Source organism: Achromobacter sp. UMC46 (genome assembly GCF_014170335.1).
In the GTDB taxonomy this organism is placed as follows: domain Bacteria; phylum Pseudomonadota; class Gammaproteobacteria; order Burkholderiales; family Burkholderiaceae_B; genus Achromobacter.
The window spans coordinates 91,805-104,941 of record NZ_LZZS01000030.1 but is presented as its reverse complement, the minus strand read 5'-3'; the positions used below and the strand labels follow the sequence as shown (position 1 = coordinate 104,941).

Below are 13,137 nucleotides of genomic sequence, written 5' to 3'. Positions count from 1 at the left end.
TGCCGTCCCCGCCGCCATGTCCGCCGCCGATCCTACCGTCCCCGCCATTGTTCCGGATCCCCTTGTCTGCAACGGCGCCGCCCTGCGCAAGGCGACCCGGCGCGTGTCGCAGTTGTATGACACGGTGCTGGCGCCCTGCGGCCTGAAAGTGTCGCAGCATTCGATTCTGATCCACATCGCGCGCGCCGGCACACCGTCGATGACGGATCTGGCGCGCTCGATGGTGTTGGACCGTTCCGCATTGGCGCACAACCTGAAGCCGCTGGAACGGGACGGCTATGTGCGGATGGCGCGTGACGAACACGATGGACGCAGCCGCCGCGTGGCGCTGACGGACGCCGGCCGCGCCAAGCTGGCGGAATCCAAGCGCCTGTGGAAAGACGCGCAGGACCGCTTCGAAGCCGCCTACGGCGCAGAGCGCGCGGCCGCCTTGCGCCATGCGCTGGCCGACATTTTTTCCGATGAGTTCGCGCTGGCGTTCAGCCGGGGCTAGCCGCCTGCGGAATTAGCTGGATTTTTCGGATTCGCCGGATTTTCCACATGCCGCTTGCGGCCGGGCCAGCCCAGCAGCGCCACGGCGCCCAGCACGCACGCCATCCCCGCGATCTGGACGCCTGTCAACGGCTCCCCCAGCAAGCCGGCCGCCAGCGCGACCGCGGATGCCGGTGCCAGCGCCGTGAAGAGCGCGGCCTCGGACCCTTGCACGCGCGCGGCGCCGGCATACCACAGCAGGAAGCCGCCTACCGTGGGCACGACGGCGTAGTACGCGACGGCCAGGAATGCGTCGGCGGATACTTCGAGCCGCCAGGGCGATTCCGTCAGGCTCGCCAGCGCCGAGAAGGCCAGCCCGAAACCTGTCATGACGGTGGAAAGCGCAAGCGGCGGGACCGGTACGCGCAGGCGTTTGTTCAGCAGGATGAACAGTCCTTCGCACAAGACCGCGCCCAGGATCAGCGCGTTGCCGATCCAGGACGGCGCGCCGCTGGCGTCCGCGCCATGGCGCGTCATCAACCAGACGCCGAAACCGGCGGCGGCGATCGCGGCCAGCATGGCCTTGCCCGGGCGTTCACCCAGCAGCACGATCGCGACGGCCGCGGTGACAAGCGGCAGCGTCCCCAGAATGACGCCGCCGTCCACGGCCGATGTGCGCTGCAGCCCGGCGATCAACAGCGTGGTGTAGCCGACGCTGCCGGCGATGGCCTGCGCCGCCAGCAGCAGCCAGTCGCGCCGGTCCAGACGCGGCATCCGGGCGCCGGTCGCGGCCATCAGCAGCGCGAAGCAGGGCAGCGCGATGGCGAACCGCAGCGCCGTCGCGGTAAAGGGCGGCAGCCCGGTTCCGATGATCTTGCTGGCCACGACCGTGCTGCCCACCAGCACCATGGCCGCCGCCAGGCAGCAATATCCCTGCATCTTTCCATTCATGTCCGTGTACGCCACCAAGTGGGAAAGCCGCAGCGTAGGGCGTGCCCGCGGCACGCGTCTTGAACGAAATTGCAGGGGGGCGGCTGGGCGGAAAGGTCAGCGCGCCGCCAGCGCGTAGCGCCGGGGAGAAACGCCGTAGGTGCGCACGAACAGGCGGGTCATGTGGCTCTGGTCGGCAAAACCGCCCGCCACGGCGGCGTCCGCCAGCGGCCTGCCCTCGCGGATCAGGCGGCGCGCCAGCAGCAGCCGGCGCTGCATCTGGTAGGCGTGGGGCGTCATGCCGGTGGCGCCGGCAAAGGCGCGCAGTACTTGATAGCGGCTCAGGCCGCTAGCGGCGGCCAGATCGGCCAGCGACACCAGGGCGGCGGGATCGTCGTCGATCAGGGTGCGGGCGTGGCGGATCGCGTCGGGCACGCCGCGGCCGGCTTCAGATGGCGCGTAGGGGCTGTGCGCCGCCGCGACGATGCGCAGCAGCAGGGCGTCGCACGCCAGCCTGGCCTCTGCGCCAGCCGTCACGTGGGCATACAGCGACAGCACGTCGCGCGCCAGGCCGGGCTGGTCGCGGGCAGGGTGTTCGAATTCGTAGCGGCGCCCATCGGCGATCAGGTCGGCCGCGCTCTGCGCGATCACGCCGGGGTCCAGATACAGCATCTGCCAGGCACGCATGCCGTCGCCGACGGGCGCGCCGTCGTGGACTTCGCCGGGGTTGACGGTAATGACGTGGCCGGGACCGGCCTGCACGCGGCCGCGCCCGCTATGCGACACCTGGGCGCCCGCGCGGATCACGCCAATGCCGAACTGATCGTGCGTGTGCCGCGAAAAGGTGTGCCCGCTGCACGCAGCCACGGCCTGCACGCCGGGAAGCGCGCTGCGCTGCATGACGAATTGGCCGGGTTGCATGCGCGGGGCGCCGGCGAAGACGGTCAGCCCTTGTATTCCTTCATGACCTGCTTCAGGAATTCGGCGCGGCTGATCTTGCCGTCCTTGTTGGTGTCCATCGCGGCGAACTGTTCGGCCGTCAAGTCGGCCGGCAATTCGCTCTTCGTGAGAAAACCGTCGCCGTTGGCGTCCAGTTTGGCGAATGAGGCTTCCATGAAGGCCTGGTATTCGCTGCGGCTGACCACGCCGTTCTTGTCGGTGTCCAGGCGCTGCATCTGTGCCGGCGACAGCTGGACGCTGCCTTCGGAAGACGGGGCGGCCGCCAGCGGCGCCGCGATAGCCAGCGCGGCGACTGCCGCGCTCAAGGTGATGAACTTCTTCATGTCTTTCCTTCCCTTGCCGGCCAAGGCCGTGATGTTTGCAGCGTAGCCGAAATCACTTCAGCGCGCTGCAACGGAAGGCCTTGATGCCTTTTTCCACGTAGTGGGGTTCCCGGGTGCAGGCGGCGCGCATGGCCTGGTTGGCCAAGCCCATGAGCTTGACCGCGCGGGTCATGGCTTCCGAGCCGTCGGGGCCGGGGCCGACCTTGTCGGCCCACGCCTTGAATTGTTCGGCTTGCTTCTGGTAGGCCTGCGCGCGCAGGGCGTCGGTGTAGGCCACCGCGCGGGAGATGTCCCCGGCGGACATTTTCTCTTCGGCATGGACGGCCGCCGAAAGGCCAAGCGATGCCGCCATCAGCCAGGGAACGAGGGTGGTTTTCTTAATCATCTCAGGTGTGCTCGCAGGAAGGTCGATAGGCGTGCTGCAGGGGGGAAGGGCCAGGGAGCCTGGCTGCCGTCACCACATCTTGCAGGTCACCCCCTCGTTCTCGAGGTTGCCACCAACGATGATGCCGTTCTCGTCGACGTAGAAGCTGGTGTAGCAGTTGGCCACGCCCGAGCGCCGCTGGTAGATCGTCCCGCCGTACATGTTGTTGCCGTAAGAGCCGACGGCTTCGTTCCATTCGACGTTGTCGGCTGTCGAATACAAATACACCAGTTGGCCGACCGGCAGGTCGTCGCTGGCGTAGACCTTGTTGGGCGGCCCCCATTCGGCGACGAGGTCGTTGACGGGCCGGCCCTTCTGGCGCATGAGGGCGACGTCCCAAGTGGTGCATGCCGTCAGCATGGCGCCGCACAGGCCCGCCAATACCGCTCTCTGAAAACTGAATCGCACGTGCTTTTCCTTTTTATATGCGCGGCCAAGCCTCCCCGCCTGCGCCATGTCCCGGATGCGGCGGCGGTGCCCGCCAGCGCATTCGGCTGCTGATATTAAGTGGGCGGATCGGCCCGATCAAGATTTCGCTTGGGGTTTCCGGTGTACTAGTACACCGGAAACCCCAGGGCAAAGGATGAACCTGCCGCGAAAGGGACGGAAAATGCGCGTCGGTCACACCAAGACGCGGCGCCGGCCGCTCCCAAGGGGAATATGGCGGAACAGATCAAAGACACCGAGCGCGCGCAAGCGACGGTGCGCCTGATGAGCGCCTTGCTCGTCACGGTGTATGCGCCGATCCTGGCGTGGGCGGGGCAGCTGCCGCTGCAGCACGCCGTCATCATGGCGATCCACGGCGTAGCGTTCCTTGCGGTGTCGCTGCTGCTGCGGTGGGCAATCATCCGTTGGCCGGGAAACTACCCGGGCCGGCGCGTGTTCGCGATGGTCAACGACTATTCGGCCCTGGGCTTTCATCTGGCGATGGGCGGCAGGGTCCTGCTTCCCGTCTATGCGGTCGTGCTGTGGATGACGGTCGGATACGGCGTCCGGTATGGCTCGCGTTATCTGGCCGCCGCGACCGGCCTGGCGTTGCTTGACCTGGCGGTGGTGGTCTGGCTGACGCCGTATTGGCGCGAGCAGCCTTACGTCACGGTGACGCTGGCCCTGACCACGCTGATCGTGCCCGCCTATACGCATTTCCTGTTGCGCAGCAATGAAAAATCCCATGCGCGCGAACGCGAGGCGACGCTGGCGAAGACCCGTTTCCTGGCGCAGGCCAGCCATGATCTGCGCCAGCCGATCCATTCGATCGCGCTGTTCGCGGATTGCCTGCGCGACGAGAACCTGAACGGGCATCAGCGGCATCTGGTCGACAGCATCGACCGCTCGTTAAACAGCGTGTCGCACTTGTTCCGTTCGATCCTGGACAGCTACACGCTGGATAGCGGGAAGCTGGAAGCCAAGCCCGAAGTGGTGCGCCTGCGCGACGTGCTGGACACCGTGCTGCGGGATTCCCGCGATACGGCCTCGCATTGGGCCGAGGTGCCGATCCGCGTCAAGGCAGGCGACTGGCAGGTCCGGACGGATCCGCATCTGCTCAGCACCATTGTGCAGAACCTGGTGTCCAACGCCCTCAAGTACGGGGAGGGGCGGGAGGTGCTGGTGGCGGCGCGCCGGCGGGGGCGCGCCATCGCCCTGCAAGTGCATGACCGCGGGCGCGGCATCCCGGAGGCGCATCTGGGCCTGGTGTTCGAAGAGTTCTACCGGGTGCGCCTGCAGCGCGACAAGGACATCGAAGGCCTGGGGCTGGGGTTGTCGATCGTCAAGCGGCTATGCGCGCTGTTGGGGCTGCGCGTAAGCATCCGGTCGCGCTTGGGGCGGGGCACGACGGTAACGATCGAGGGGTTCCCGATCGCGGAGGCGGCGCAGCCGCCCCAGGCGCCCCGGACGGCGGCGGGCGCAAGCCGGTTGAACGGGCTGCGCGTCCTGCTGATCGAGGACGATGCGAACGTGCTGATGGCGACCGCCACGCTGCTGGAACGGTGGGGCTGCGTGGTGGAACGGGCAAGCGCGATGCCGGCGGCGCCGGCGTGCGATGTCGTCATCAGCGATTACGACCTGAATGCCGAGATGACCGGCGCCGAGTGCATCGCGCGGGTCAGGGAACAATTGGGGGCGCATGTGCCGGCGGTGCTGCTGACGGGCCATGACACGAAGGCGATCCGGGAGGTCGTGCCGGATCCGGCGCTTCCCGTTCTGGCCAAGCCGATCCGTGCGGCGGAACTGCGTTCGTTGCTGACGACCCTGGCGCTTGCCGTGCAAACGCGTCAGCCCGAGCCGGCGCGGGAACCGTGATCAGGCGGCGGCGCGCCGCACGCCCGCCTTGGCGGCCAACACCGCGGCGGACGCCCGCGTGGGCACGTTCATTGCCTTGAGCAGGGCGGAAACGTGGATGCGCACCGTGAAGGGCGAGATGTCCAGGATCCGGGCGATTTCCTTGTTGGTCAGGCCTTCGACCAGCATCGCCAGCACATCGCGTTGCCGTTGCGTCAGGCCCGCGATCACGCTGGCCAGGTCGTTGTCGCCGGACAGGTTCGGCCGGTTGTAGCGGACCACGATGTCGCCCGCCCGGATGGCCAGGATCGCTTCCCCGATTTCGGCGGGCGACACCGATTTGCCGATGAAACCGTCCGCGCCCGAGGCCATGACGGCGTCGATCCGCTGCTTGTCGTTGATCACCGAGACCACGATCAGCGAGCTGCGCGGGCACATCCGCCGCAACTCCGAAATCCAGTCGACCGAGTTGCCTTCGGGGAACAGCAAATCCAGCACCAGCGTGTCCGGCGGCCCGTCCCGCCGGATCATTTCGAACACGTCCTCAAGGCGGTCGGCCTCTTGCAGCGCGGCGGCAGGCGCAATGCGCCGGATGATTTCGCACATGCCCATCCGAAACGTGGGGTGGTCATCCGAAATCAGGAAACGCTCGGGCGGGCCGGATCCAATTGCCATTTTTTTTATCGTCTAGCAGGTGCTTTCCGCGAATAGGAATTTTCCCGCATCTTATGCGCAGAGGCCGTGATTCCGATCGGGACGCAGCCTAAGGTTGATAAATGTTACGTTTTGAAGCCGGGGCGCGAGGATGCGGCCGCCGGGCGCCTCCGCCGGGCTATTGCAGCCCGTTCCAGCGCGCCACCGAGGGCTCCGCCGCCGCCCATTTCCATTGCCCGCCGGGTTGCCGGCAGATCATGCTGGCGTAGGCGGGCGCGGGCGCGTCGTCCTGCTCCACCGTGAACAGCACTTCGCGGCAGCGCGCAAGCGGCGTGTCGATGTCGCGCACCACCTGGATGCCGCCTTGCTCGTTGCCCACGGGCAGCGCATGGCGGATCTGCCATTGCCGCACCTGGCCGATGGGCAGTTCGCCGGCCGCGTTGGCCATGACGTTCTGCTGATCGTTCTTCCATTCGCGCAGCACGTATTTCACCGTGGCGTCGACTGCGGCCTGCACGGTGACGCCGATGGCGTAGCCGGCGACGGGATTCGCGGTGGCCGCGCCGCTGACGGTGCCGACCACGGCGCCCGTGGCGCCGCCGATGGAGGAGCTTTGGCAGCCGCTCAACCCGACGGCGGCGGCCAGCAGCGCCAGCAAGCCTGCGCGGCGCATCACTGCAACGATCCCCAGCGCGCCGTGGCCGGTTCGGCGTTGGCCCAGCGCCAGTGCGCGCCGTCGCGGCAGACCGCCGTGACGAAGAATTCGCGCGACGGGTCGCCGCCTGCCTTGTCGGCGGGCGTGTCGATCGAGAAGACCACTTCCTTGCATTCCAGGCCCGCGCCGCCGAAGGTCCGGCTGATGGCGACCTGGCCGCGCGCATCGCTTTCGATGGGAAGCTGGTGCTTGACGCTCCAGGGCGCGACGGCGCCCACGCCGAGCGGCCCGGCGGCGGTGGCGATGGCGTCTTGTTCTTCGCCACGGGTCTTGCGCTGGGCGTAGGCCAGCGCGGCTTTGGCGCCGGCCTGCACGCCCAGGCCGATGCCGGTGGCGACGGTCGCGTTGTCGGTGACTTTGTTGGCGATGGCGGTGCCGGCGATACCTGCCGCGGCGCCGGTGCCTTCGCTGAGCAGCGAGCTGCAGCCGGACAGCGTGGCTAGCGCCGCAAGGGCGATCAGGGCAAGTGCGCGGCGTTTCGCGTGGCGTGGCGAATGGGTGAACAAGCGGCGTGCCCTCCTGCGTGATGCTTGGCGCCGCAAGTATAGGAGGGCAGGCGGCGGCGCGGGCGCGGCCTTTGCATTTCTTGGCATTCCGCCCGCCCGCATCGGCGCGCCCCGGGGGCGGCCCAGGACCGGGTCCAGACGCTACGCGCCCGGTCTTGCGCCCTTGGTATAGACCTCGCGCAAGGCCGATGCGAACAACGCGTCCACATTGCGCCGCAAGCCGTCCGCTCGCGTGAACAGCGAGATCGGCGGCAGGGTCCAATCGAAGGAATAGGGCACGATGGCCGCGCCCGCGATGCGCACCAGTTCATCGGCGATGTCGGCCGGCAGGATCGACACGGCGCGGTCGCTGGCCACGATCATTTCCCCGATCAGCTTGGATGAATCGCTTTGCACCGACGGCGGCGGCGGCGGCAGGCCGGCGCGCAGGAAGATGTCGGCCACCTGTTCCCGGATGGGGCTGCCCGGCGTGCCCAGGATCCAGTCCAGGTCGGCCAGCCGGTTCCATTCCAGCCGCGACCGGCCCAGGCGCGCGGCCAGGCGGCGGCTGGCGATCAGGCGCGGCTGCTGGTGGTACAGCACTTCGAAATCGATGTCGCTCAGGTCCACCGACGGCGTCGCCCAGCCCACCACGATGTCCAGGGTGTGGTCGCGCAGCTGGCGCAGCAGGGCGGGCCCCTGGCCTTCGTGGATGGTCGCGGTGATGCGCCGGCCCTGCGGCAGCGTGCGGCTGATGGCTGCCGACAGCATCTGTCCCGACACGAAAGGGATGACCCCGATGTGCAGGTGGGCGGCATGGCCGGCCGCCACGGCTTCCATTTCCTGCACCAGATGGCCCAGGTCATGGACCAGCCCCCGGGCGCGCACCAGCACGACGGCGCCCAGCGCGGTGGGCGTCATGCCCCGGACCGACCGCTCGAAGAGCGGCACGTCGAACATGCTTTCCAGTTCGGCCAGGGCGTTGGTCACCGCCGGCTGGCTGGTGGCCATGTGCTCCGCCACCCGGGTCAGCGACCCGTGCTGCTCGATTTGCAGCAGCAGCATCAGGTGGCGCATCTTCAGGCGCGAGGTCAGTTTCCGGATGACGGCATCCGGGTCAAAGGCTGTCATAGACAGGCCATAAGGTAAAGGTAATGGGACAATATTAAATCCGAATGATCGTCTTATGTCTTGAGGCCTAGAATTTTTGCATATTCAAGACAGCGAGGCTACCGCCCATGAACACCCCCTCAGACCGCCAGGCAGCACTGGACTATCACGAGTTCCCCACCCCGGGGAAGATTTCAGTGGTGGCTTCCAAGCCGCTCGTCAACCAGCGCGACCTGGCGCTGGCGTATTCGCCCGGCGTGGCGTCGGCCTGCGAAGAGATCGTGGCCGACCCGGCCAATGTCTACCGCTACACGGCGCGCGGCAACCTGGTGGGCGTGATCACCAACGGCACCGCGGTGCTGGGCCTGGGCAACATCGGCGCGCTGGCTTCCAAGCCGGTCATGGAAGGCAAGGCGGTGCTATTCAAGAAGTTCGCCGGCCTGGATGTCTTCGACATCGAAATCAATGAAACCGACCCGGACAAGCTGGTCGAGATCATCGCCGGCCTGGAAGCCACCTTCGGCGGCATCAACCTGGAAGACATCAAGGCCCCGGAATGCTTCACCGTCGAGCGCAAGCTCCGTGAACGCATGAAGATCCCGGTCTTTCACGACGACCAGCACGGCACGGCCATCACCGTATCGGCCGCCTTCATCAACGGCCTGAAGGTCGTGGGCAAGGACATCAAGTCGGTCAAGGTCGTGACCTCGGGCGCAGGCGCCGCCGCGCTCGCTTGCCTGGACCTGATGGTGGACCTGGGCCTGCCGCTGGAAAACATCTGGGTGACGGACCTGGAAGGCGTGGTCTTCGAAGGCCGCACCGTGCTGATGGATCCGGACAAGGCGCGCTTTGCGCAAAAGACGGAGGCCCGCAAGCTGGCCGAAGTGATCCAGGATGCCGACGTGTTCCTGGGCCTGTCGGCAGGCGGCGTGCTCAAGCCCGAAATGGTCGCCGCGATGGGTTCGCGCCCGCTGATCCTGGCGCTGGCCAACCCCACGCCGGAAATCCTGCCGGAAGTGGCGCACGGCGTGCGCGACGACGTGGTCATGGCCACGGGCCGTTCGGACTACCCGAACCAGGTCAACAACGTGCTGTGCTTCCCGTACATCTTCCGCGGCGCGCTGGACGTGGGCGCAACCACCATCACGCGTGAAATGGAAATGGCGGCGGTGTACGCCATCGCCCAGTTGGCGGAAGAGGAACAGAACGAAGTCGTGGCGGCCGCTTACGGCACCTATGACATCTCGTTCGGCCCGGAATACCTGATCCCCAAGCCGTTCGATCCGCGCCTGATCGTGCGCATCGCGCCGGCGGTGGCCAAGGCGGCGATGGACGGCGGCGTGGCCACGCGCCCGCTGGCCGACCTGGAAGCCTACGAAGAGCAGCTGCAGCAGTTCGTGTACCACTCGGGCGCGTTCATGAAGCCGTTGTTCTCGGCAGCCAAGCGCATCGTGCGCGGCGGCGGCAAGTCGCGCATCGTGTTCACCGAAGGTGAAGACGAACGCGTGCTGCGCGCCGTGCAGGTGGTGGTCGACGAAGGCCTGGCCCGTCCCATTCTGGTGGGCCGTCCGGCCGTGCTGCTGTCGCGCATCGAGAAATTCGGCTTGCGTCTGCGCCTGGGCGAAGACGTCGAAGTGACCAACCCCGAATACGACGAACGCTTCCACCAGTACTGGACGACGTACTGGGAACTGATGTGCCGCCGCGGCATCACCAAGGAAATGGCGCGCGTGGAAATGCGCCGCCGCCTGACCTTGATCGGCGCGATGATGGTGCACCTGGGCGATGCCGACGGCATGGTCTGCGGCACCGTCGGCGCCTATCACGACCACCTGCGTTTCGTGGACGAAGTGATCGGCCGCCGTCCGGGCCACAACGTGTATGCCGCCATGAACATCCTGCTGCTCAACGAGCGCACGGTGGTGCTGGTGGACACGCACGTGAACGACGAGCCCACGGCGGAACAGATCGCGGAATTCACGGTGATGGCGGCGCAGGAAATGGCCCGCATGAACCTGGCGCCGAAGGTGGCGCTGCTGTCGCGGTCGAACTTCGGTTCGGGCAGCTCGGCCTCGGGCGCCAAGATGCGGCATGCGCTGGAAATCGTGCGCGAAAAAGCGCCCGGTCTGGAAATCGACGGTGAAATGCACGGCGACTGCGCGCTGGACGAAGCGCTGCGCATGCGCATCCTGCCGTCGTCCACGCTGAAGGGCGAGGCGAACCTGCTGGTGTGCCCGAACGTGGATTCCGGCAACATCGCCTACAACCTGCTCAAGACGGCAGCCGGCGGCAACGTGGCGGTGGGCCCGTTCCTGCTGGGCGCGAATGCGCCGGTGCACATCCTGACCTCCAGCTCGACCGTGCGCCGCATCATCAACATGACGGCCATGACCGTGCTGGACGCCAATCGGGTGGAAGCCTCGGACTGAAGTAGAGGGGGGCTGCCCCCACGCTGCCCGCGCCGCACACGCTTCGCGTGCTTGCAAAAAAAATGCCCCGCAAGGGGCATTTTTTTGGGCGGCCGCTTAGTTGCTGCTGGCCTTCCAGGTGCCGTCGGGCTGCTTGCAGAACCAGAACTGCCATTTTTCGGTGGTGCTGGTGCGCGCGAAGTCCGCCACCAGGAAGCGGCAGACGCGGTCGTCCTTGACCTTGCTGGTTTGCGTGGGCGTCAGCTGGACGGTGATCGGGGCGGCCCGCTTGGGTTGCGCCTTGCTGGCCCATTCGGTGCGTTGGCCGTCAGCCGAATTGTTCAGTGCCTGCGCGACGGCTTCATGGAACGACGTCCGGTCGCCTTTGGGGATCTCGGTGATGAGCGAATTGTTCAGCATTACCGGCGGCGCGGCCACGGCGGTGGCCGACAAGCCGGTCGCGATGAGCAATGCGGCGAGAACGCGGGTGGTTTTCATTATGGGCTCCTTGTCGGATGGATCAGATTGTCATGCTTGCACATGAGGCGATAGTACGCGAACCCGTTCCATTTTCAATCCGCCCGTCCGCGCGCGTTTTGACTTGACGCGACCCGATAAAAAAAAAGGCCGCCCTATTGAAGGCGGCCAAGGTACAACAAGGGGAGGGAGTCGGTCGTTACCGGGCAGATCAGTTGCCGTGGTAGACGCCGGAGAAGGGCATGTCGTTGGGTTCGACATTGCTGACCAGGCCGGCGGCCTTGGCGGCGGCTAGTTCGGCTTGCACGTCAGCGCGGGTCTTGCCCGACTGGGGGGCGCCGTAGACGCCTTGGAACGGCACGTTGTTCGGTTCGACGTTGGTCACCAGGCCAGCGGCCTTGGCGGCAGCCAGTTCGGCTTGCACCTGGGCGCGGGTCGGGCCTTCGTACTGGGTGCCGTAAACGCCTTGGAACGGCACGTTGTTGGGTTCGATGTTTTGCGATGCGTAGGCGCCGGCGCTCAGGGCGGCCAAGGACAACATCAAAGCGGTAGCGAGGGTCTTCTTCATGATAAATCTCCGATTTCAAGAGCCTGGGGGCGAATCCGGCGGCCTATCCGTCGTGGTTCGTGCTGTTTCCCGATGACTGAATTCTGCGCTGAATTAAGATAGGGATAAACCCGTATATCGGTAAAACATATTTCCATTAATGGAAATAATGATGTTCGATATTCTAGATAGTCGCCATCAATGGAACGGATAGTGCAAGCATTGGCCTACCTGGAGCCCGCATGGAGAAGGTCCATCTGACCGGAGAGAAGGCCACGCTGCTGATCACGCTGCACGCCAAGGCAGAAGAGAGCCGCCTGCCTGGCTCCCTGTTGCAGGACCACCATGCCGCCGAGGCCGTGGCGCGCATCGACCACGATTTTTCCGCGCTGGGCATGCGCCGCGACGAGATGATCGGGCTGGCAATGCGGGCGTACACGCTTGATGCCTGGGTGCGGGAATTCATCGCCGCGCACCGCGGCGCCACCGTGTTGCATCTGGGCTGTGGCCTGGACAGCCGGGTATTCCGGGTGGCGCCGCCGCCCGAGGTCAGTTGGTTCGACGTGGATTATCCCGACGTGATCGCCCTGCGCCGGGCGCTGTATCCGTCGCGGCCCGGTTATCAGTTGCTGGGCTCGCCCATGTCGGACCTGGGCTGGCTGTCGCGGATCCCGACAGACCGGCCGGTCCTGGTGGTGGCCGAAGGGTTGTTCCTGTATCTGGCCGAAGACGAGGTGCTGTCATTGCTGCGCGCCGTGGCCACGCAATTCCCGTCCGGCGAGATCGCGTTCGACGCGTACAGCCGGATGGGCTTGGCGCTGGCATCGCGCAACCGCATGTTCCGGGCGACGGGCGCGGTAATGCGCTGGAGCCTGGACAATCCGTTGGACCTTGAGGCGCAGGTGCCCGGGTTGCGGCTGCGCGACGAGCAATGGGTGTATGAGGAAAGCGACGGCGCGCAGTGGGCCAGGTTTTCCTGGCCCGCCCGGGCGGCGGTCTGGCTGATGCGGCGGGTGGCGCCGCTGCGGCGCCTGGGCAGGCTGCTGCGCTACCGTTACTAGCCGCGCCGCGCTTAGTAGTGTGGCGGCAGTTCGTCGCGCAGGCTGCGGAAAGGCGTGGCGCCTTCGGGCGTCTGCTGGCGCAGGTCGGCCACTTCACGCAGCAGCCGGTCTATCTGCTGTTGCTGGCGGACGATGATCTGGTTCAGTTGCTCGAGCAGGTCGTCCGCGAAGCTGGACTTGACCTCCAGTTCGAGCAGGCGGCGTTCGATGTCTTGCGATGGTTCCATAGCGGCTATTAGAACCTATTCCCGCTTTGTGTTTCCAATGGCGATGGCGGGGTGCGTGGCTCTAC

The 13,137-nt window shown here is 66.4% G+C and carries 16 protein-coding genes; 4 read left to right on the top strand and 12 right to left on the bottom strand.

Going from position 1 to position 13,137, the window contains the following annotated elements:
* Nucleotides 1-16 precede the first annotated feature (16 nt).
* Nucleotides 17-493: a MarR family winged helix-turn-helix transcriptional regulator gene (locus A9973_RS20560; protein WP_183015520.1), complete on the top strand. Its 477-nt coding sequence runs from the start codon at nt 17-19 to the stop codon at nt 491-493.
* Here A9973_RS20560 and A9973_RS20555 read toward each other — a convergent pair.
* The 5 genes from A9973_RS20555 to A9973_RS20535 all read right to left on the bottom strand — a co-directional run bounded on the left by A9973_RS20555 (nt 490) and on the right by A9973_RS20535 (nt 3,516).
* The gene (locus A9973_RS20555) at nt 490-1,422 is read right to left on the bottom strand and encodes a DMT family transporter (protein WP_255469246.1); all 933 of its coding nucleotides are present in this window, start codon (nt 1,420-1,422) and stop codon (nt 490-492) included. The genes A9973_RS20560 and A9973_RS20555 overlap by 4 nt on opposite strands.
* Before the next feature lie 96 nt (nt 1,423-1,518).
* Nucleotides 1,519-2,322 (bottom strand): AraC family transcriptional regulator, encoded by an 804-nt coding sequence (locus tag A9973_RS20550; protein WP_183015519.1) that lies wholly within the window; start codon nt 2,320-2,322, stop codon nt 1,519-1,521.
* A gap of 23 nt (nt 2,323-2,345) precedes the next feature.
* Nucleotides 2,346-2,684, bottom strand: coding sequence for an EF-hand domain-containing protein (locus A9973_RS20545; protein ID WP_183015518.1), 339 nt, complete (start codon nt 2,682-2,684; stop codon nt 2,346-2,348).
* Nucleotides 2,685-2,736: 52 nt separating this feature from the next.
* Complete coding sequence (locus tag A9973_RS20540; RefSeq protein ID WP_183015517.1) at nt 2,737-3,069, bottom strand: hypothetical protein; 333 nt, start codon at nt 3,067-3,069, stop codon at nt 2,737-2,739.
* A gap of 69 nt (nt 3,070-3,138) precedes the next feature.
* Nucleotides 3,139-3,516 (bottom strand): hypothetical protein, encoded by a 378-nt coding sequence (locus tag A9973_RS20535; RefSeq protein WP_183015516.1) that lies wholly within the window; start codon nt 3,514-3,516, stop codon nt 3,139-3,141.
* Nucleotides 3,517-3,768: 252 nt separating this feature from the next.
* Here A9973_RS20535 and A9973_RS20530 point away from each other — a divergent pair, with 252 nt between their 5' ends.
* Nucleotides 3,769-5,409 carry a hybrid sensor histidine kinase/response regulator gene (locus A9973_RS20530; RefSeq protein WP_183015515.1) on the top strand — a complete coding sequence of 547 codons (1,641 nt, stop codon included), beginning with the start codon at nt 3,769-3,771 and terminating at the stop codon, nt 5,407-5,409.
* Here the strand turns inward: A9973_RS20530 and A9973_RS20525 are convergent, their stop codons facing one another.
* The 4 genes from A9973_RS20525 to A9973_RS20510 all read right to left on the bottom strand — a co-directional run bounded on the left by A9973_RS20525 (nt 5,410) and on the right by A9973_RS20510 (nt 8,373).
* The gene (locus A9973_RS20525) at nt 5,410-6,063 is read right to left on the bottom strand and encodes a response regulator transcription factor (RefSeq protein ID WP_183015514.1); all 654 of its coding nucleotides are present in this window, start codon (nt 6,061-6,063) and stop codon (nt 5,410-5,412) included. It abuts the gene before it with no gap.
* A gap of 157 nt (nt 6,064-6,220) precedes the next feature.
* Nucleotides 6,221-6,715: a hypothetical protein gene (locus A9973_RS20520; RefSeq protein WP_183015596.1), complete on the bottom strand. Its 495-nt coding sequence runs from the start codon at nt 6,713-6,715 to the stop codon at nt 6,221-6,223.
* Nucleotides 6,715-7,263 carry a hypothetical protein gene (locus tag A9973_RS20515; protein WP_183015513.1) on the bottom strand — a complete coding sequence of 183 codons (549 nt, stop codon included), beginning with the start codon at nt 7,261-7,263 and terminating at the stop codon, nt 6,715-6,717. Before A9973_RS20515 ends, A9973_RS20520 begins: the two co-directional genes overlap by 1 nt.
* 141 nt (nt 7,264-7,404) lie before the next feature.
* A complete protein-coding gene (locus A9973_RS20510) occupies nt 7,405-8,373 on the bottom strand; it encodes a LysR substrate-binding domain-containing protein (protein WP_183015512.1) in 969 nt (322 codons plus the stop codon).
* 107 nt (nt 8,374-8,480) lie between these two features.
* Between A9973_RS20510 and A9973_RS20505 the strand changes: the two genes are divergently transcribed.
* On the top strand, nt 8,481-10,781 hold the full coding sequence (locus A9973_RS20505) for an NADP-dependent malic enzyme (RefSeq protein WP_183015511.1): 2,301 nt from the start codon (nt 8,481-8,483) through the stop codon (nt 10,779-10,781).
* Between the two features lie 96 nt (nt 10,782-10,877).
* Here the strand turns inward: A9973_RS20505 and A9973_RS20500 are convergent, their stop codons facing one another.
* Together A9973_RS20500 and A9973_RS20495 are read right to left on the bottom strand one after the other, a co-directional pair.
* Complete coding sequence (locus tag A9973_RS20500; RefSeq protein WP_183015510.1) at nt 10,878-11,258, bottom strand: hypothetical protein; 381 nt, start codon at nt 11,256-11,258, stop codon at nt 10,878-10,880.
* Nucleotides 11,259-11,448: 190 nt separating this feature from the next.
* The gene (locus A9973_RS20495) at nt 11,449-11,805 is read right to left on the bottom strand and encodes a DUF4148 domain-containing protein (protein WP_183015509.1); all 357 of its coding nucleotides are present in this window, start codon (nt 11,803-11,805) and stop codon (nt 11,449-11,451) included.
* Between the two features lie 221 nt (nt 11,806-12,026).
* Here A9973_RS20495 and A9973_RS20490 point away from each other — a divergent pair, with 221 nt between their 5' ends.
* A complete protein-coding gene (locus A9973_RS20490; RefSeq protein ID WP_183015508.1) occupies nt 12,027-12,845 on the top strand; it encodes a class I SAM-dependent methyltransferase in 819 nt (272 codons plus the stop codon).
* An 11-nt stretch (nt 12,846-12,856) separates the two neighbouring features.
* Here A9973_RS20490 and A9973_RS20485 read toward each other — a convergent pair whose 3' ends face one another.
* Nucleotides 12,857-13,072 (bottom strand): SlyX family protein, encoded by a 216-nt coding sequence (locus A9973_RS20485; RefSeq protein ID WP_183015507.1) that lies wholly within the window; start codon nt 13,070-13,072, stop codon nt 12,857-12,859.
* Between the last annotated feature and the right edge of the window lie 65 nt (nt 13,073-13,137).

Excerpts from the sequence above, each read along its gene's own strand:
- A9973_RS20530 (WP_183015515.1), top strand. The coding sequence starts at position 3,769 with ATGGCGGAACAGATCAAAGACACCGAGCGCGCGCAAGCGACGGTGCGC.
- A9973_RS20485 (WP_183015507.1), bottom strand. The coding sequence starts at position 13,072 with ATGGAACCATCGCAAGACATCGAACGCCGCCTGCTCGAACTGGAGGTC.
- A9973_RS20505 (WP_183015511.1), top strand. The coding sequence starts at position 8,481 with ATGAACACCCCCTCAGACCGCCAGGCAGCACTGGACTATCACGAGTTC.
- A9973_RS20560 (WP_183015520.1), top strand. The coding sequence starts at position 17 with ATGTCCGCCGCCGATCCTACCGTCCCCGCCATTGTTCCGGATCCCCTT.
- A9973_RS20490 (WP_183015508.1), top strand. The coding sequence starts at position 12,027 with ATGGAGAAGGTCCATCTGACCGGAGAGAAGGCCACGCTGCTGATCACG.
- A9973_RS20540 (WP_183015517.1), bottom strand. The coding sequence starts at position 3,069 with ATGATTAAGAAAACCACCCTCGTTCCCTGGCTGATGGCGGCATCGCTT.
- A9973_RS20555 (WP_255469246.1), bottom strand. The coding sequence starts at position 1,422 with ATGAATGGAAAGATGCAGGGATATTGCTGCCTGGCGGCGGCCATGGTG.
- A9973_RS20545 (WP_183015518.1), bottom strand. The coding sequence starts at position 2,684 with ATGAAGAAGTTCATCACCTTGAGCGCGGCAGTCGCCGCGCTGGCTATC.
- A9973_RS20495 (WP_183015509.1), bottom strand. The coding sequence starts at position 11,805 with ATGAAGAAGACCCTCGCTACCGCTTTGATGTTGTCCTTGGCCGCCCTG.
- A9973_RS20510 (WP_183015512.1), bottom strand. The coding sequence starts at position 8,373 with ATGACAGCCTTTGACCCGGATGCCGTCATCCGGAAACTGACCTCGCGC.
- A9973_RS20550 (WP_183015519.1), bottom strand. The coding sequence starts at position 2,322 with ATGCAACCCGGCCAATTCGTCATGCAGCGCAGCGCGCTTCCCGGCGTG.
- A9973_RS20520 (WP_183015596.1), bottom strand. The coding sequence starts at position 6,715 with ATGCGCCGCGCAGGCTTGCTGGCGCTGCTGGCCGCCGCCGTCGGGTTG.
- A9973_RS20525 (WP_183015514.1), bottom strand. The coding sequence starts at position 6,063 with ATGGCAATTGGATCCGGCCCGCCCGAGCGTTTCCTGATTTCGGATGAC.
- A9973_RS20500 (WP_183015510.1), bottom strand. The coding sequence starts at position 11,258 with ATGAAAACCACCCGCGTTCTCGCCGCATTGCTCATCGCGACCGGCTTG.